Source organism: Paracoccus niistensis (genome assembly GCF_042432925.1).
Lineage (GTDB): Bacteria > Pseudomonadota > Alphaproteobacteria > Rhodobacterales > Rhodobacteraceae > Paracoccus > Paracoccus niistensis.
In genome coordinates this window covers 81,458-97,699 of record NZ_JBHLWE010000017.1, presented here as the reverse complement: position 1 = coordinate 97,699, position 16,242 = coordinate 81,458, and the positions used below count along the sequence as shown (strand labels likewise).

At 69.4% G+C, this 16,242-nt stretch carries 17 protein-coding genes and 1 tRNA gene; 5 read left to right on the top strand and 13 right to left on the bottom strand.

What is annotated here, in order from left to right; genetic code table 11:
• Window positions 1–19: 19 nt before the first annotated feature.
• From ACFFII_RS04750 to gatC, 3 genes are read right to left on the bottom strand one after another with little or no spacing between them, the layout of a single operon-like run.
• Entirely contained in the window at window positions 20–667 is a 648-nt protein-coding gene (locus ACFFII_RS04750; RefSeq protein ID WP_377697739.1) for an excalibur calcium-binding domain-containing protein, read from the bottom strand.
• A 36-nt stretch (window positions 668–703) separates the two neighbouring features.
• The gene (gene gatA / locus ACFFII_RS04745; RefSeq protein WP_377697738.1) at window positions 704–2,182 is read right to left on the bottom strand and encodes an Asp-tRNA(Asn)/Glu-tRNA(Gln) amidotransferase subunit GatA; all 1,479 of its coding nucleotides are present in this window, start codon (window positions 2,180–2,182) and stop codon (window positions 704–706) included.
• Window positions 2,179–2,466, bottom strand: a complete 288-nt coding sequence (gene gatC, locus ACFFII_RS04740) for an Asp-tRNA(Asn)/Glu-tRNA(Gln) amidotransferase subunit GatC (protein ID WP_377697737.1) — start codon at window positions 2,464–2,466, stop codon at window positions 2,179–2,181. The genes gatA and gatC overlap by 4 nt, the downstream gene beginning before the upstream one ends.
• A 92-nt stretch (window positions 2,467–2,558) precedes the next feature.
• On the opposite strand from gatC, the gene ACFFII_RS04735 reads away from it, so the two are divergent.
• Complete coding sequence (locus ACFFII_RS04735) at window positions 2,559–3,251, top strand: metal-dependent hydrolase (RefSeq protein WP_377697736.1); 693 nt, start codon at window positions 2,559–2,561, stop codon at window positions 3,249–3,251.
• 65 nt (window positions 3,252–3,316) lie between these two features.
• Here ACFFII_RS04735 and ACFFII_RS04730 read toward each other — a convergent pair whose 3' ends face one another.
• Window positions 3,317–4,345 carry a LacI family DNA-binding transcriptional regulator gene (locus ACFFII_RS04730; protein WP_377697735.1) on the bottom strand — a complete coding sequence of 343 codons (1,029 nt, stop codon included), beginning with the start codon at window positions 4,343–4,345 and terminating at the stop codon, window positions 3,317–3,319.
• A 98-nt stretch (window positions 4,346–4,443) separates the two neighbouring features.
• Here ACFFII_RS04730 and ACFFII_RS04725 point away from each other — a divergent pair.
• A tRNA-Arg gene (locus ACFFII_RS04725) sits at window positions 4,444–4,520 on the top strand.
• 205 nt (window positions 4,521–4,725) lie between these two features.
• Here the strand turns inward: ACFFII_RS04725 and ACFFII_RS04720 are convergent.
• The 7 genes from ACFFII_RS04720 to meaB form a co-directional block, all read right to left on the bottom strand.
• Window positions 4,726–6,792, bottom strand: a complete 2,067-nt coding sequence (locus tag ACFFII_RS04720) for a TRAP transporter permease (RefSeq protein WP_377697734.1) — start codon at window positions 6,790–6,792, stop codon at window positions 4,726–4,728.
• A gap of 81 nt (window positions 6,793–6,873) precedes the next feature.
• On the bottom strand, window positions 6,874–7,875 hold the full coding sequence (locus ACFFII_RS04715) for a TAXI family TRAP transporter solute-binding subunit (protein WP_377697733.1): 1,002 nt from the start codon (window positions 7,873–7,875) through the stop codon (window positions 6,874–6,876).
• Between the two features lie 94 nt (window positions 7,876–7,969).
• Entirely contained in the window at window positions 7,970–8,725 is a 756-nt protein-coding gene (locus ACFFII_RS04710) for a hypothetical protein (RefSeq protein WP_377697732.1), read from the bottom strand.
• A gap of 88 nt (window positions 8,726–8,813) precedes the next feature.
• Complete coding sequence (gene serS, locus ACFFII_RS04705) at window positions 8,814–10,106, bottom strand: serine--tRNA ligase (protein WP_377697731.1); 1,293 nt, start codon at window positions 10,104–10,106, stop codon at window positions 8,814–8,816.
• A gap of 93 nt (window positions 10,107–10,199) precedes the next feature.
• Complete coding sequence (locus ACFFII_RS04700; RefSeq protein ID WP_377697730.1) at window positions 10,200–10,553, bottom strand: thioredoxin fold domain-containing protein; 354 nt, start codon at window positions 10,551–10,553, stop codon at window positions 10,200–10,202.
• Window positions 10,554–10,717: 164 nt separating this feature from the next.
• Complete coding sequence (locus ACFFII_RS04695) at window positions 10,718–11,800, bottom strand: bifunctional transcriptional activator/DNA repair enzyme AdaA (RefSeq protein WP_377697729.1); 1,083 nt, start codon at window positions 11,798–11,800, stop codon at window positions 10,718–10,720.
• Window positions 11,801–11,942: 142 nt separating this feature from the next.
• Window positions 11,943–12,926 carry a methylmalonyl Co-A mutase-associated GTPase MeaB gene (gene meaB, locus ACFFII_RS04690; RefSeq protein ID WP_377697728.1) on the bottom strand — a complete coding sequence of 328 codons (984 nt, stop codon included), beginning with the start codon at window positions 12,924–12,926 and terminating at the stop codon, window positions 11,943–11,945.
• A gap of 210 nt (window positions 12,927–13,136) precedes the next feature.
• Here meaB and rpmB point away from each other — a divergent pair, with 210 nt between their 5' ends.
• From rpmB to ACFFII_RS04675, 3 genes are all read left to right on the top strand, one after another.
• The gene (gene rpmB / locus ACFFII_RS04685; RefSeq protein WP_090754202.1) at window positions 13,137–13,412 is read left to right on the top strand and encodes a 50S ribosomal protein L28; all 276 of its coding nucleotides are present in this window, start codon (window positions 13,137–13,139) and stop codon (window positions 13,410–13,412) included.
• Window positions 13,413–13,524: 112 nt separating this feature from the next.
• Entirely contained in the window at window positions 13,525–13,848 is a 324-nt protein-coding gene (locus tag ACFFII_RS04680; RefSeq protein ID WP_377697727.1) for a hypothetical protein, read from the top strand.
• Window positions 13,849–13,888: 40 nt separating this feature from the next.
• On the top strand, window positions 13,889–14,392 hold the full coding sequence (locus ACFFII_RS04675) for a copper chaperone PCu(A)C (RefSeq protein ID WP_377697726.1): 504 nt from the start codon (window positions 13,889–13,891) through the stop codon (window positions 14,390–14,392).
• Window positions 14,393–14,395: 3 nt separating this feature from the next.
• Here ACFFII_RS04675 and mnmH read toward each other — a convergent pair whose 3' ends face one another.
• Window positions 14,396–15,481, bottom strand: coding sequence for a tRNA 2-selenouridine(34) synthase MnmH (mnmH, locus tag ACFFII_RS04670; RefSeq protein ID WP_377697725.1), 1,086 nt, complete (start codon window positions 15,479–15,481; stop codon window positions 14,396–14,398).
• Window positions 15,482–15,504: 23 nt separating this feature from the next.
• Window positions 15,505–16,101: a L,D-transpeptidase gene (locus ACFFII_RS04665; RefSeq protein ID WP_377697724.1), complete on the bottom strand. Its 597-nt coding sequence runs from the start codon at window positions 16,099–16,101 to the stop codon at window positions 15,505–15,507.
• Window positions 16,102–16,242: the final 141 nt, after the last annotated feature.

Genomic DNA, 16,242 nt, shown 5'->3' with positions numbered 1-16,242 from the left:
GCGGCGCAGGCGCAGGGGATCATCGGACGGGCGAGGCGGCCGCAGGGCGGAAGCTGCAGGCGTAACCGTCGCCGTCGGGGTCGAGGCCCAGCCGGTCACGCTCGGGCCCGCCTTCGGCGATAAAGGCGCGCTGGGCGGCGATGGCGGTCCGATAGGCGGCGCAGTTGCCCGTGGCACCAACGGCACGCGGATAGATCGGCGCGACGTTCCCTTCGAGCCGGCGCGAGGTGACAGGGGCCGGAACGGTGACGCGCGCAGCGGGCACAACCGTGCGCTGGCGCACCACGGGCGCGACCGGCACCGGCAGCACCGTCCGCTCGCTGGGCAGCACCGAGCGGGTGCTGGGAAGCGTGGGCGGGCGCGGATCGACGGCGGGTGCGCCGCGGAACGGCACTTGGCGCGGAGGCAGGCCGTTCGGCGTCACCGCCTGTTCCAGGATCTGGACCGGCGAAGGGCCTGCGATCTGGGCCGGGGTCGGCGCGCGGACGGGCAGGGCAACCGGGATCACCCGCGGCGGCTCCGCCCGCTGGCCGGTCAGGGCAAGCTCGCGCCCCCGCAGGTAGTCGCCGTAAGGCGTCGCGTTCGCCCGATAGTTCGGGTTCCAGCCCTGATTCTCGCCTGAACAGGCGGCAAGCACGAGGAGCGGGATCAGGGTCAGGGCACGCATCTCATTCTCCTCGGAGGGTGGGTGTCAGCCTACCCCTTACCACCAGCGTTCGGGCTTGGCGACAAATCCTGCAGCCTGTTCCAGAACGGCGCCATGGTTCAGAAGGTTGCCTTCGTCCCACGGCTGGCCGATCAGTTGCAGTCCCAGCGGCAGGCCCTGCGCGTCAAGCCCGACCGGCACCGCAAGGCCGGGCAGCCCTGCCAGGTTCACCGTCACGGTGAAGACGTCGTTGAGATACATCTGGACGGGATCCGCATCCGTCATCGCGCCCAGCGGGAAGGCGGCCGAAGGCGTCGCGGGCGTCAGGATCGTGTCGATGCCTTCCGCGAAGACCTGGTCGAAGTCGCGCTTGATCAGCGCGCGGACCTTGCGGGCGCGGTTGTAATAGGCGTCGTAGAAGCCTGCCGACAGCACATAGGTGCCGATCATCACGCGACGCTGGACTTCGTGCCCGAAGCCCTCGGCGCGGGTCTTCTCGTACATCTCGGTGATGCCGTCGCCTTGGCCCAGCCGCGCGCGGCGGCCATAGCGGACGCCGTCATAGCGGGCGAGGTTCGAGGACGCCTCGGCCGGGGCGATCACGTAATAGGCGGGCAGGGCGTATTTCGTGTGCGGCAGCGAGATGTCCACGATCTCGGCGCCCGCGTCGCGCAGCATGGCGGCGCCCTGCTTCCACAGCGCATCGATCTCGGCCGGCATCCCGTCCATGCGGTATTCGCGCGGGATGCCGATGCGCTTGCCGCGAATGTCTCCGGTCAGGGCGGCCTCGTAATCCTCGACCGGGCGGTCAGCGGAGGTCGAATCCTTCGGATCGACCGAGGCCATTGCGCCCAGCATGATCGCCGCGTCGCGGACGGTCTTGGTCATCGGCCCCGCTTGGTCCAGCGACGAGGCGAAGGCGATCGTGCCCCAGCGGCTGACCCGCCCATAGGTCGGCTTCAGCCCCACGGTCCCGGTAAAGGCCGCGGGCTGGCGGATCGAACCGCCGGTGTCGGTGCCGGTCGCCGCAAGGCACAGGTCCGCCGCCACCGCCGCCGCCGAGCCGCCCGAGGAACCGCCCGGCGTCAGTTGCCGGCCATCCAGCTTCCACGGGTTCACCACGTTGCCATAGACGCTGGTCTCGTTCGACGAGCCCATGGCGAATTCGTCCATGTTCAGCTTGCCGAGCATCACTGCGCCGGCATCGAACAGGTTCTGCGTGATGGTCGATTCGTATTCCGGGCGGAAGCCTTCAAGGATGCGCGAGGCCGCCTGCGAGGGCACGCCCTTCGTACAGAACAGATCCTTTATCCCCACCGGAATCCCGCACATCGCCGGCGCATCGCCGGAGGCGAGCCGCTCGTCCGCCGCCTTGGCCTGCTGGCGCGCGATTTCGGGCGTGTGGTGGACAAAGGCGTTCAGGGCTCCTGCGCCCTCGACGGCGGAAAGGCAGGCGTCGGTCAGCTCGGTGGCCGTGATCTCGCGCGCGCGCAGGCGGTCGCGGGCTTCCGCGATGGTCAGTTCGTTCAGGCTCATTCCACCACCTTCGGCACGGCAAAGAACCCCTCGCGCGCGTCGGGGGCGTTGCGCAGGATCGCTTCCTGCCGGTCGCCGTCGGTCACCACGTCCTCGCGGCGCTTGAGGCGCATCTTCTCGACCCCCGTCATGGGCTCGACGCCGTCGACATCGACCTCGTTCAGCTGCTCCATGAACTGCAGGATGCCGTTCAATTCGGCGGCGAGCGCGGGCAGCGCCTCGTCCGCGACCGCGATCCGCGCCAGATGCGCGACCTTTCGGGCCTCGGCTTCGGTGATGGACATGGGGGTTCCTTTCGCTTGGCGCGCGGTTTACCGCCGGTGGACCGGCCCTGCAAGCCGCGCTAGCCTGCGCCCCGAAACGCAGGAGGTGTTGGATGAAACTGACCTGGCTGGGCCACGCGGGCTTTCGTCTGGAAATCGAGGGTGCCGTGATCCTGATCGACCCGTGGCTGACCGGGAACCCGGTGTTCCCCACGGACCGGCGCGAGGAGGCGGTGCGCGGTGCGACCCACATCCTGCTGACCCACGGCCACGGCGACCACACCGGCGACGCGGTGGCGCTGGCGAAGGAACTCGGGGCCACGGTCGTCGGCATCGCCGACCTGATCGGCTACTGGGGTGAGGCCGAGGGTCTGGACGGCATCGGCTTCAACAGGGGCGGCACGGTGGACCTGAACGGGGCCAGGGTCACGATGGTGAACGCCAGCCATTCCTCCTCGCTGATGGTGGACGGCAAGCCGGTCTATGCGGGGCATGAATCGGGCTACATGATCCGGGGCGAGGGGCGGACGATCTATGTCTCGGGCGACACCGACATCATGGCCGACATGGAGTGGATGGCCGAATTGCACCGCCCCGAGATCGGCATCCTTTGCGCCGGCGGCTACTATACCATGGACATGGAACGCGCGGCTTGGGCGGCAAAGCGCTATTTCGATTTCAAGACGGTCATCCCCTGCCACTACGACACCTTCCCTGCATTGAAGCAGGACCCCGAGGCGATGCGCCGCGCCCTGCCGGGCGTCGAGGTGCTGACGCCGAAGGTCATGGAGACGGTCGAGCTATAGCCTGCCACTCTGTTTTCTGATGGAAATGCCCGAGAGAGGCAGGACGTGGGGCAGTGCCCCTTCTTTCACCCTTGCGGCGGACGGATCGTGTCGCCGGGCAGGAACGTCGGGGACAGCGCCACGATCCCGCCCTGGGGGCGCGGGTCCTTGCCCGACACGATCCGCGCCGCGCGCCGGCCGATGTCCAGCCGGCGCGCGTCGGTCGTGGCCAGCCGCATCGGCAACCCGTCCAGGAGGTCCACCCCGTTGAAACCCGCAAGCCCCAGCCGCCCGGGGATGTCGATCCCCCGCTCGCGCGCCCAGATCAGCCCGCCCGCCCCGATCAGGTCGTTCGAGTAATAAAGGAAGTCCAGTTCCGGCTCGCGTGCGAGGATTCGCTCGGTCAGTTCGCGCCCCTTCGCCAGCGACGAGCCGCCCTGATAGTATTCGCGCGCGACCAGCGGCACGCCCGCGGCCTCCAGCGTGCGCTCGAAGCCCGCCAGGCGCTTTCGGGCGCGGTGGTCCTCGGGCATATGAGTGCCGATAAAGCCGATGCGGCGATAGCCGGCGGCGAGGATCTGTCCCGCCATCTCGGCCCCCGCGCGATCGTGGCTGATGCCCACGGCCGTGTCGATGGGGGTGCCGTCCACGTCCATGATCTCGACCACCGGGACGCCCGCGCCTTCCAGCATCGCGCGGGACGCCCTGGAATGTTCCAGCCCGGCCAGGATCACGCCGGTCGGCCGCCAGCTCAGCATGTCGTACAGCACCGCCTCTTCCCGGGCGGGGCCGTAGTTCGTGACGCCGATCACCGGCTGCAGGCCGGTATCGTCCAGTTCCGCCGAGATCCCCCCCAGCACGTCCGGGAACACCAGGTTCGACAGCGAGGGAATCACGACGGCCACCAGGTTCACCCTCTGGCTGGCCAGTCCGCCCGCGATCTTGTTCGGCACATATCCCAGCGCGCGGGCGGCGTTCAGCACCTTTTCCCGCGTCGCCGCCGAGACGTCGCCCCGGTTGCGCAGCACCCGGCTGACCGTCATCTCGCTGACCCCCGAGGCCAGCGACACGTCGCGGAGCGTCAGCGGGCGGCGGCGGGGACGGGACAATGTCATGGGCAGATCACCTGGAGGAACGCGCCACCGTTAGCGCATGACAGCCCTCATCCGCAACCTTGCCATCGGGCGCCCGCCCATGCGAGAACGGCACCGACGACCCCGTGGCTCAACTGGATAGAGCAGCCCCCTCCTAAGGGGCAGGTTGGAGGTTCGAATCCTCTCGGGGTCGCCATTCGGGCCGGCAGTTGGCCAGAACGGCCTGCGTTCCGGCGCTTTCCCGCACAACCCTCGTCAGGTCCGCCGTTCCTCTGACGGGCTGACCGAGGCGCCGTGCATCCAGCGGCAACTCGGGGAGGCCTTGGGTCACTGGCAATTCCCGTGAAGAGGCGTTGCACCTGAAGAGGCGGAAGGCCGGCCCTCCGCCTCCTCGGGCCATGTCAGGTCGCCGAGGGAAGCCCGTCGCCCCGCATTCCGGCAAGGTACTGCCGCAGGATCACGGCCCCCAGGATCGCGGCGCCGATCACGGTCGAGACGATCTCGGGCGCGATCAGCAGCAGGGCGGCGATGGGCAGCAGCACGCGCTCGATCAGCAGCAGCGGGCCCAGCAGCCAGTTCGTGATCGCCGCCGACAGGGCGATGATGCCCAGGACCGCGCCGGTGAAGGCCAGCAGGAAGTCGGGCAGGGTGAAGCCCTGCGTCACGATCAGCAGCGAGGGCGAGAAGACGAAGACAAAGGGCACCAGCGCCTTGCCCATCGACAGCCGGAAGGCCGTGTTCCCCGCCTTGAAACCGTTCGCCCCCGCGATCCCCGCCCCGGCATATGCCGCCAGCGCAACGGGCGGCGTCACGTCGGCCAGCACGCCGAAGTAGAAGACGAAGAAGTGCGCCACCAGCGGCTCGACGTTCATCATGCCCAGCACGGGGGCAGCGACCGCGACCATGATGATGTAGTTTGCCGTCGTCGGCACCCCGCAGCCCATCAGCACGCAGACCACTGCCGTCATCACAAGGGTGAACAGCAGCGTCAGCGTCTCGATGCTGAACAGCTCGAAGGGCAGGACGCCCAGCATGCCGTGGAACGAGGTCGCCCATTGCTGCGCGAGGCTGGTGACCATGAAGGCGATCTTGAAGCCCACGCCCGTCAGGGTGACGATGCCGATCACCACGCCGACCAGCGCGGCGGCGGCGGTTACGGCCAGCGACTGCCGCGCGCCCGCGACGAAGCCGTCGTAGATCCCGACGGCGGCTTCCCTGATGCCCCCGGCGAGGCCCGCCGCCATGATCTGCTGGATAAGGTAGACCACGATGCAGGCGGTGATGGCCGAGAAGGCCGACAGGAAGGGCGTGCGGCCCGACATCAGCATCCAGACCAGCAGGATCAGCGGCAGGACCGACAGCCAGCCCTCGCGCAGGACCTTGCCCGCCTTGGGAAGCTCCTCGGCCCGCAGGCCCCGAATGCCCAGCCGCTTGGCCTCCAGGTGGACCTGCACCAGCACGCCGAAGAAATGCATGAAGGCGGGCACGATCGCCGCGATCAGGATCGTGCGCAGCGGAATCCCGAGGTATTCCACCATCAGGAAGGCCACAGCGCCCATGACGGGCGGCGTGATCTGCCCGCCGGTGGACGAGGCGGCCTCGACCGCCGCGGCGAAATGGCGCTTGAAGCCGATCTTGATCATCGCCGGGATGGTCAGCGCGCCCGTCGTCACCGTGTTGGCGATGGACGACCCCGAGATCGTCCCCAGCATGGCCGAGGACACGACAGACACCTTGGCGGGCCCGCCCGCGAAACGGCCCGTCAGCGCCGTCGCCAGATCGATGAACAGCTGCCCCAGCCCGATCTTCTGCGCCATCACCCCGAACAGGACGAAGTGGAACACATAGGTCGCGATCACGCCCAGCGCGGTGCCGTAGATGCCCTGCGAGGTCAGGTACAGGTGGTTGACGATGTTCGCCCAGTCCGCGCCGGGATGGACGAGGATGCCCGGCATCGACTGGCCCCAATAGGCATAGGCGATGAAGGCCAGCGCGATCACGGGCAGCGGCCAGCCCATGGACCGGCGCACGGCCTCCATCAGTGCGACCAGCAGGATCGTGCCCATGGCGATGTCGATGGGCAGCGGGTTGCCGACGCGGAAGGCCAGCTGGTCATAGATCCAGGGCACGTAGAAGGCACTGACGGCCCCCGCGATGGCCAGCGCCCAGTCCACCACCGGGACGCCCAGGAAGGCGAAGCCGTCGGTCTTGTGGCGGTTGCGCGCAAGTGACGAAAAGGTCAGGAAGATCACGAACAGCGACACGCCCATGTGCAGTCCACGATGGGTCGTCGCGCGCGGGATGCCGAAGCCCGCCGTGTAGAAGTGATACACCGACAGCAGGAACAGCACCGCCCCTGCCAGGATGGCGACGGGGCGGGTGACCGTGCGGAAGCGGGCCTCGGGATCGTATTCTTCTTCCAGCGCGCGCAGTTCGGCTTCGGAAAGCTGGCGAGGGGCGTCGGTCATTCTGGTGTCCTGCATTGCGGATCAATGACAAAGGACGCGGACCGTGATCCGGCCGCGTCCTCCAGTCGGTTCGGGACAAGCTTACTCGAGCTTGCCCGCTTCGCGATAGAAGCGCTCGGCGCCGGGATGGAAGGGAATGCCCGCGCCCTGGGTCGCGCTGTCCAGCGTGATCAGCTTGCCCTTGGCATGGCCCGCCGCGAACAGCTTTTGCGTGTTCTCGTTGTAAAGCGCCTTGGCGATGCCATAGACCAGCTCTTCCGGCTGATCGGCGCTGGTGACCAGCTGCGCGCCGACCGAAAGCGTGGCGACGTCGGCGTCCTGCCCGTCATAGGTGCCCGCCGGAACCGTGTCGGTGGCGAAGAAGGTATAGGTTTCGCGCAGCTTGTCGGCCTCGGGGCCGGCGATCGGCACCAGTGTCACCTCATGCTGGCTGGCCAGCTCGGCGATGGCGCCCGCAGGAAAGCCGCCCACGAAGAAGAAGGCGTCCATCGCGCCGTCGCGCATCCGGTCGGCCGCCTGGTCGGGCTTGAGGTATTCCGCCGTCACGTCGGCTTCTGACAGCCCGAAGGCTTCCAGGATGATCTTGGCATCGACCAGCGTGCCCGAGCCCGGCTCGTCCAGCGAGACGCGCTTGCCCTTGAGGTCCGCGACCGAGGCGATGCCCGCGTCGGCCCGGGCGACCAGGTGGATGCTTTCCGGATAAAGGTTGGCGATCAGCCGCAGCTTCTCGACCGCGGGCTGGCCTTCCCACAGGCCCGTGCCGGTCTGCGCCCAATAGGCCACGTCGGACTGGGTGAACCCGGCCTCCATCGCGCCGCCGTTGATGCCGTTGACGTTTCCGACCGACCCGTTCGAGGCCACCGCCGTCGCCACCAGCCCCGGCACGCCGCAGGAACCGCCATCCTCGCAGGGCCGCGATCCGGGCGGGTTCGAGATTGCGTTCGCGATCAGGCCGCCAATCGGATAATAGGTGCCCGCCGTGCCGCCGGTGCCGATGCGGAAGAACGACATCTCCTGCGCGGCCGAGACCTGCGCGAAGGACGCGGCCACTGCGAATGCCGCCACCAGTCCCCTGATATTCATGAAACGCCCCTGTTTGTGAACTGCCGTGAGGTTAGCCCGAGCCTTGCGGGAACGACAACCGGCCAAACGCATCCTGCCCGGTGCCCCGCCAGCCTCAGGTCGTCACCCGCACCAGCACCACCGCCAGCGCCGAGATCCCCAGCACGCAGGCGGTGGCGATGGTGATGCTGGCGCCCGCCGTTTCGCCCGCAAGCCCGATCATCCCCCAGATGACCGCCAGCGAGAAGCTGGGAAACCGGTCGATCCTGAGCTGGATCCAGACCGAGGCCAGCGCGGCGGCCAGTAGCCCCAGCAGGATCGCGCGTTCCAGCCCGAGGCCCATGTAATAGGCCAGCAGGCTGAGCGAGGCGCAGGTGGCCATAACGAACCAGCCGCAGAGAAAGGCGATGGGAAAGCAGCCCAGGCCCCGTTCGGGCGCGGGGTGGGTCTTGATGCCGTAGACCAGCAGGCCGCAGGCCAGCCCGCCCAGCGCCAGCCCCGCGATCGGGACGCTGTTGATCACCCAGGGGGCGGCGGTGGCGGCCAGCAGGCCCAGGTTCATCGCCCTCGGCAGCGGCGGGCCGAAGCGTTCCTGCAACCGCCCCACGACATGCAGGATGGCCGCCGTCACCGCCGCCGCCAGCAGCCCCCACAGGATCACGTTGGTAGGCTGCGCGAAGACGCCCAGCAGGTTGACCTCGGTGCCGCCGCCCTGCAGCGCCATCCGTCCCATGATGGGGCGGTCGAAGGTCAGAGGGTCGGTGTAAAGGTCATCCCAGGCGGTGACGGTCCGCAATGCGGTCAGGGCCGCCGAGATCGCAAACAATCCCGCGGTGAACGCTTCGATCACGGCCTGAAGGTTCCGACTCATGCCGGGGGAACGCCGCAGGATTTGCGCAGGGTCCATCGCCCGCCGAGCTTTTTCGCCGGGCCCGTGGCCGCGCCGCCCGGGCGGCGGATCAGGCCAGCGTTCCCTGCGCGGTCAGCCGCGTGGCGCCGCCCAGATAGGGATGCAGCGCTTCGGGCAGCACGACCGAGCCGTCCGCCTGCTGGCCGTTTTCCAGCACCGCGATCAGCGTGCGCCCCACCGCCAGTCCCGAGCCGTTCAGGGTATGCACGAACTCCGGCCTGCCGCCGCCTGCCGGGCGATAGCGCGCGTTCATGCGCCGCGCCTGGAAGTCGCCGCAGTAGCTGACCGAGGAAATCTCGCGGTAGCGGTCCTGGCCGGGCAGCCAGACCTCGATGTCATGGGTGATGCGCGCGCCGAAGCCCATGTCGCCGGTGCAGAGGACAATGGTGCGATAGGGCAGGCCCAGCGCTTCCAGCACGGCCTCAGCGCATTTCGTCATCCGCTCGTGCTCGGCAAGGCCGGTGTCGGCGTCGGTGATGGACACCATCTCGACCTTCTCGAACTGGTGCTGGCGCAGCATCCCCGTGGTGTCGCGGCCCGCGCTGCCGGCCTCGGACCGGAAGCACTGCGAATGGGCGACCATGCGGCGGGGCAGGGTGGCGTGGTCCACCAGGTCGCCGTGGACGGTGTTGGTCAGCGTGACCTCGGCGGTGGGGATCAGCCACCAGCCCTCGCGCGTCTGATAGGAGTCCTCGCCGAATTTGGGCAACTGGCCGGTGCCCTCCATCATCTCGGACAGGACGAGGACGGGGGTCCAGGTCTCGGTCAGCCCGTGGCGGTCGATGTGCAGGTCCAGCATGAACTGCGCCAGCGCCCGGTGGATGCGGGCGACCGCGCCCGTCAGCAGGACGAAGCGCGCGCCCGACAGCTTGACGGCAGTGGCGAAGTCCATGCCGCCTTTCGCCCCGGCGATCTCGAAATGCTCGACCGGGGTGAAGTCCAGCGCCTTGGGCTCGCCCCAGCGGCGGATCTCGACGTTGTCGTTCTCGTCCTTCCCCTCGGGCACGCTGTCCAGCGGCAGGTTGGGGATCGTCATCAGCAACTCGCGCAGCTTCGCATCCAGGGCCGAGGCTTCGGCCTGCATGGCCGCGACCTCGTCCTTCTTGGTGCCGACAAGGGCGCGCAGCCGCTGGAATTCCTCGTCGTCGCCACGGGCCTTGGCGGCGCCGACGTCCTTGCTGGCTCGGTTCTGTTCCGCCTGTGCGGTTTCGGCCGCGGCGATGCGGGCGCGGCGCTCGGCATCCAGCGCCAGGATCTCGGGCGACATCGGCGCAAGACCCCGGCGGGCCAGGGCGGCGTCGAACGCCGCCGGGTCGTCGCGGATCACGCGGATGTCGTGCATGGCCTGTCCCTTTCGCTGCCGGTCCGGGTTGGACGAAATCCAACCGCGCGGGTCTGCCTTAGCGCAGGGCCGCGCGCGGCAAAAGGGGCGGGCTCACGCCACCAAGCCGCCCAGGGCGCGCCAGAAGGTCTGGGGATCGTCGTAGCCCTCGAACCTCCCGATCTCCATGCCGTTTTCCAGCAGGATGAAGGTCGGCGAGGCCTGAGGCGCGCGGGCCAGTGCCAGCCCGTCCGGCCAGGGTCCGTCGATCGGTACGGCCGTCAGCGGCGCGGCACGGCCCAAGGGATGCGAGGCATAGCTTGGCAGCACCTCGCGCCGGAAGGCCGCGCAGAAGGGGCAGCGCGGCGCCTCGACCATCAGCAGCGCGCGGCCTTTCGGCGCAGGCGCCGCCAGGGCAGGAAAGGCGGCGGCCAAGGCAAGGGTGGTCAGAACGGTGCGGCGGTGCATGGGACAGCTTTTCTGCGGAAACTCCGCTCAGGTCTCGCCTGCCCGGCAATCGGTCGCAAGCAGATCAGTGCCCTGACCACGGCTTCCGGGTTTCTTCTTCGTACAAGTATCCTCCGGGATCGTCGTATACGACGATGGGGGTGGAAAACCCCCGGTGCGGCGCATCAGCCGGCGCTGTCATATCCAGCCTGAGCCAGCTTCCGCTCGATCCCGATCAGCGCCTGCTTGCGCCACAGTCCACCTGCGTAACCCGTCAGGCTGCCGTCCGCGCCGATGACACGGTGGCAGGGGATCACGATGGCGATCTGGTTCGTGCCCACTGCACGGGCCACGGCGCGCGCGGCCGAGGGGCGGCCCAGCCGCGTGGCAAGCTGGCTGTAGCTGACGGTCGCGCCCGGTGGAATCGCGCGCAGCTCGGTCCAGACATCGCGCAGGAAGGGCGTGCCATGCAGCGTCAGGGGCAGGTCGAACGCCCCGCACTCGCCCGCGAAATAGCGCGCAAGCTGCGCCTCGGCCGCGTCCGTGACGGCGCTGCGTCCCAACCCGATCCTGCCCTGCGCTGCGGCCGACAGCCGCCGCAGTTCCGCCGCCAGTTCCCTGCGGTCGGTGAACTCCAGAAGGTGCAGGCTGTGGTCGTCCGCAACCGCGATCATCCCGCCCAGGGGGGTGTCGAGCCAGTCGGCCACCAGCCCCGGCCCGCCCCGCGCCAAGGCAGCGGGAGGATGGCCGAAAAGCCGCGCGAAGGCCTCGCGGAAGCCGCTGGCGCTGTCGAAGCCCGCGTCAAGCTGCGCCTCGATCACCGGGGCGCCCTCTGACAGCCCGCGCAGGCCCGCGCGCAGGCGGGACTGGCGGGCGTAATCGAGAAAGCTCATGCCGAAATGCCTCCTGAAGGCGCGCCGCACGGTGGAGGGGTCGAGCCCCAGCTCCGCCACCCCGGCCTCGGTCCAGCGGCGCGCGGGATCGGCCGCAAGCGCCGCCAGCATCCGCCGGACCACGGGATCGCCCTCCGCCTCGGGCGCCACGGGATGGCAGCGCAGGCAGGGGCGGAAGCCTGCGCCCAAGGCCGCCGCCGGGCTGTCGAACCATTGGCAGTTCTCGGGCCGGGGCTTCCGCGCGGGGCAGGTCAGGCGGCAGAAGATGCCGGTCGTCCTGACCCCGACCCAGGCCCGGCCCTCGTAGGCCGGGTCGCGGTCCGTCAGCGCGCGGTAAAGCGTGGCGTCGTCGGGAAGGGAGAAGAGCGTGTCCATGCGCCGACCTTAGCCGATTCGCGCGGCCGTGCAGCCGAAGATCGGGCGCGGTATCCGGTTTGCGCGGCCGAACCGGGGCGCTGCCCCGGACCCCGGGATACTTAAGCGAAGAAGAACATGCCGGAATATAGGCAGGGAGGACTCACTCCAGCCAGGCCAGCATCTCGGCCGCCGCGGCCACCGGATCGGCGCGCCCGGCGGCGACCTCGGCGCCGAGTGCCGCCAGGCGGCCTGCCGCCGGCTCGCGGCGAAGGCGCGCCAGCAGGCCCGCGCGAACCTCGGACAGAAACCAGCTTTCGGCCTGTTCGGCCCGGTGGCGGGCGAAGTGGCTCGTCTGACGGCGCCAGTCGGCAAGGGCTTGCATCTCCTCCCAGGCGCGCGAAAGACCGTCGCCTTCCAAGGCCGAGACGGGCAGGGCCTTGGGGAAGCCCTCGGGATCCTGCGGGCGCTTGCGCAGCAGCCGCAGGGCGCCCGCGTAGTCGGCCACGGTGCGGTTGGCGGTGGCCTTCAGCTCTCCGTCCGCCTTGTTGACCAGGATCAGGTCGGCGATCTCCATGATGCCGCGCTTGACACCCTGCAGTTCGTCCCCGCCCGCTGGGGCCAGCAGCAGGACGAAAAGGTCGCTCATCTCGGCCACCAGCGTCTCGGACTGGCCGACGCCGACCGTCTCGATCAGCACCACGTCGAAGCCCGCGGCCTCGGCCAGGCGCACGACCTCGCGTGTGCGGCGGCCGACGCCGCCCAGTTCCGCCTGGCTGGGCGAGGGGCGGATGAAGGCATTGGGGGCGCGCGACAGCCGCTCCATCCGCGTCTTGTCGCCAAGGATCGAGCCGCCCGAGCGCGCCGAGGAGGGGTCCACCGCCAGCACCGCCACCCGCAGCCCCTGGCCTGTCAGCATCAGCCCGAAGGCCTCGATGAACGAGGACTTGCCGACGCCCGGCGTGCCCGAAAGCCCGATCCGCAGCGCCTGGCGCGGTGGCAGGGCCGCCAGCAGGGCGATGGCCTGCGCCCGGTGGTCGGGGCGGGCACTTTCGACCAGCGTGATCGCGCGGGCCAGTGCCCGGCGTTCGCCCGCGACCAGGCGCGCGGCAAGGTCGCTGATGTCGGGCGCGGTCGGGTCGGGCATGGGCGTTCCCCCTGATGGGCCTTGGGATCGCCCCGTGGTATTGGGGCGATGTCGGCTTGCCAAGACGGGGCTGCACGTGATTCGGGCTTGACGCGGACCGCTTCAGCCCCTATCCACGCGCAACGGATTTCCGGGCGCTGCCAGTCGGCGCCCTTTCAATTTCCGGCACCCGAGCAGCGGGGCCGGACGCTGCAACGAAGGATCAACATCATGTCGCGCGTCTGCGAACTGACCGGCAAGGGGCCGATGACCGGCAACAACGTCAGCCACGCCAACAACAAGACCCGTCGCCGGTTCCTGCCGAACCTGAACGACGTCACGCTGATCTCGGACAAGCTGGGCCAGTCCTATTCGCTGCGCATCTCGGCTGCGGCGCTGCGCTCGGTCGATCACCGCGGCGGCCTGGACGCCTTCCTGGCGAAGGCCAAGGACGACGAGCTGTCGCCCCGCGCCCTGAAGATCAAGCGCGAGCTGGCGAAGGCCTGAGCCTTTCACCGCCGCGATTTCGTCAAGGCCTCGCCGGCAGCGGCGGGGCCTTTGCCGTTGGCGGGTGTCGCACGCTCTTGGCGGGCGCGGGCTTCAGCCCTAAAGCTGCGTCATGGTGATCCGCCTTGCCCTGATCGCGCTTGTTCTGCTGACCAGCCTGTCGCTGGGCATGGCGCGCGGGCAGCTGCGCACGGGGACCGAGCTTGTCCTGTGCGGCGGCATGGCCGTCGTCACCGATCCCGATGATCCGGGGCAGGCGAGCTTTTGCCCCGACATGGCGCTGGGCCTGCTGGCAGCCTTGGATGCGCCGCCGCTGAGGGTCGCGCCCGGTGCGGGACCACTCCGCCGCGCGGATCTGCCCAAGTCGGTCCGTTTCTCGCCCTTGTCGCAACCGGTGCCACAGGCGCGCGGTCCCCCGGCGCCCCGCACCGCCTGACCGAACCCTTTGCGACATCTCCAAGCGAGTTTGACCTGACATGAACCGGACCCTGATCCTTGCCGCCGCGCTGGCGGCCCTTCCTCTTGCCGTTTCCGCCCATGAGGGGCACGACCATGGCACCACCGTGGGCGACCTGACCGTCACCGGCGCCTATGCGCGCTCCACCAACCCCAAGGCGGGCGCGGCCTTCATGACCATCGAGAACAAGGGCGCCGCCAACTGCGTCCTGACGGCGGTCAGCGCCCCCGAGGTGACCGACCGGGCCGAACTGCATACTCACCGCGAGGAAAACGGCGTCATGTCCATGGTACCGATCGAGTCCGTCACCGTTCCTGCGGGTGGAACCCACGCGCTGGAACGCGGGGGCGACCATGTCATGCTGATGGACACGAAGGCCCCGCTGGCCGAGGGCGACGAACTCGCCCTGACGCTGGATTTCGGCGCCTGCGGGCAGGTGCCGCTGACGGTGAAGGTGGACAACAAGGCCGGGATGCCGGCCGGCCACGCGCATGGCGCGGGGCACGGGGCCGCGGCGAACTGACGCTCAGGGCTGCGGGTCGGTCTGGCCCGCAGCCGTTCCCCCTGGCCCGGCCAGCCGGTCCACCGCAGCTTCCACGGCGGCGGCGGCGGCGTCCAGCCCTTCTCCGGTCAGGCGGGCCACGGGGATTGTCTCGCGTTCGTTTTCACCATGCCGGGCGCGGTGCTTTTCATAACGGGGGTCGTAATGCTCGCGCATCAGTTCCTCGGCAAGCGAAACCCAGTCGGCGCGCTGGGCCATGCCGCGCCAGGCCGCGATCCGCTCGGCCGGATGCAGGGGGGCAAGCCGGGCGACAGAGGCCTCGACCCGGCCCGGTTCGGCCACCGCATCGGCATAGGCCCGCGCGGTATAGATCGCACGCGCCGCCAAGGGCACCTCGAGCCGCAGCCGGGGCGCGGCACAGAGCGCCTGCCACATGGCACGCGGCACCGCGAGATCGCCGATGCGCGAGCTTTCCGCCTCGACCACGGCGGGGCGCGACGGGTCCAGCGCGGCCAGCGCCATCGCAAGGCGGCTTTCGAACAGCTTCTGCGCGGGTTGCCCGCCGGGCATCCCGCCGAACAGGCTGCCCCGGTGGTTCGCCAGCCCTTCGAGGTCGATCACCTGCACCCCGCGCCGCGCGAGCCGCGCCAGGATCTCGGTCTTGGCTGAGCCGGTGTTGCCGTCCAGCACGACCAGGGGCGAGGGCGGGCCGAGGTCCTGCACCTGCCGCAAAACAAGCGCGCGCCAGGATTTCCAGCCGCCCTCGAGCCGCGAGGTCCGCCACCCGATCTGCGCAAGGATCGTCGAGAAGGCGCCCGAGCGCTGTCCGCCGCGCCAGCAATAGACCAGGGGCCGCCAGCCCCCGTCCCGGTCCGCCAGAGGCCCCGCCACGTGGCGCGCGACATTGGCCGCCGCGATGGCGCCGCCGATCTTGCGGGCCTGGAAGGGCGAGACCTGCTTGTAGATCGTGCCGACCTCGGCCCGCTGGGCATCGTCCAGAACAGGCAGGTTGATCGCGCCGGGCAGGTGATCCTCGGCGTATTCGGACGGGGATCGCGCGTCGATGATCGTGTCGAACCCGGCTTTCGCCAGGTCCGACAGGCGGGTCACGCGGAACTCGGCCGGCTGCAAGCTCAGTAGACGTAGACGGGGGCGCCGATCGGCACCTTGTCATACAGGTCCATCACCGCCTCGTTGCGCATGCGGATGCAGCCGTTGGACACGGCCCGCCCGATCGAACCGGGGTCGGTCGTGCCGTGGATACGGATGGCGGTGTCGTTGCCGTTGACGGTGTGAAGGTACAGCGCCCGCGCGCCCAGCGGGTTTTCGGGGCCGCCGGGCATGCCGTTCTCGTACTTCTTGTACTGCTCGGGCTTGCGCTCGATCATGGACTTGGTGGGGGTCCAGCTGGGCCATTCGACCTTGCGGCCGACCAGCGCGCGGCCCTTCCAGACCAGCTCGTCCGTGCCCACGGCCACGCCGTAGCGGATGGCGCGGCCCGGCGCGATCACGTGATAAAGGTAGTAGTCGCCCGAAACGACTACGATCGAGCCCACTTCGAACCCTTCGCGGATCGGCACCTCGGTCGGCGCCGGGTCGTAGGCGGCCTTGGTCCTTGCCGGGGCCGCGGGGGCCTTGGGCGGGGCCGCGGGGGCGGTCGCCTGCGCCATCAGCGCGGCCGGAGCGGCGATCAGCGGCAGGGTCAGCATCATCATCTGGCGGCGGTTCATCGACACTCGGTCCCTCGTGGTTCGTGCCTTTTGGCTTTTGCGCTAACGTTTATGGGTCGGCATTTCAACTCAAAGCGGCGTCAATGGGCGGCGTTGCGCTCTGACAGGCAAGGTCCCATATGGAGTCCCGCAAGGAGAACG

Coding starts and splice junctions, on each gene's coding strand:
- ACFFII_RS04695 (WP_377697729.1), bottom strand. CDS start 11,800: ATGGACACGCTCTTCTCCCTTCCCGACGACGCCACGCTTTACCGCGCG.
- serS (WP_377697731.1), bottom strand. CDS start 10,106: ATGCACGACATCCGCGTGATCCGCGACGACCCGGCGGCGTTCGACGCC.
- ACFFII_RS04750 (WP_377697739.1), bottom strand. CDS start 667: ATGCGTGCCCTGACCCTGATCCCGCTCCTCGTGCTTGCCGCCTGTTCA.
- ACFFII_RS04720 (WP_377697734.1), bottom strand. CDS start 6,792: ATGACCGACGCCCCTCGCCAGCTTTCCGAAGCCGAACTGCGCGCGCTG.
- gatC (WP_377697737.1), bottom strand. CDS start 2,466: ATGTCCATCACCGAAGCCGAGGCCCGAAAGGTCGCGCATCTGGCGCGG.
- ACFFII_RS04730 (WP_377697735.1), bottom strand. CDS start 4,345: ATGACATTGTCCCGTCCCCGCCGCCGCCCGCTGACGCTCCGCGACGTG.
- ACFFII_RS04680 (WP_377697727.1), top strand. CDS start 13,525: ATGGTGATCCGCCTTGCCCTGATCGCGCTTGTTCTGCTGACCAGCCTG.
- ACFFII_RS04735 (WP_377697736.1), top strand. CDS start 2,559: ATGAAACTGACCTGGCTGGGCCACGCGGGCTTTCGTCTGGAAATCGAG.
- ACFFII_RS04675 (WP_377697726.1), top strand. CDS start 13,889: ATGAACCGGACCCTGATCCTTGCCGCCGCGCTGGCGGCCCTTCCTCTT.
- gatA (WP_377697738.1), bottom strand. CDS start 2,182: ATGAGCCTGAACGAACTGACCATCGCGGAAGCCCGCGACCGCCTGCGC.
- ACFFII_RS04665 (WP_377697724.1), bottom strand. CDS start 16,101: ATGAACCGCCGCCAGATGATGATGCTGACCCTGCCGCTGATCGCCGCT.
- ACFFII_RS04710 (WP_377697732.1), bottom strand. CDS start 8,725: ATGAGTCGGAACCTTCAGGCCGTGATCGAAGCGTTCACCGCGGGATTG.
- ACFFII_RS04700 (WP_377697730.1), bottom strand. CDS start 10,553: ATGCACCGCCGCACCGTTCTGACCACCCTTGCCTTGGCCGCCGCCTTT.
- rpmB (WP_090754202.1), top strand. CDS start 13,137: ATGTCGCGCGTCTGCGAACTGACCGGCAAGGGGCCGATGACCGGCAAC.
- ACFFII_RS04715 (WP_377697733.1), bottom strand. CDS start 7,875: ATGAATATCAGGGGACTGGTGGCGGCATTCGCAGTGGCCGCGTCCTTC.
- meaB (WP_377697728.1), bottom strand. CDS start 12,926: ATGCCCGACCCGACCGCGCCCGACATCAGCGACCTTGCCGCGCGCCTG.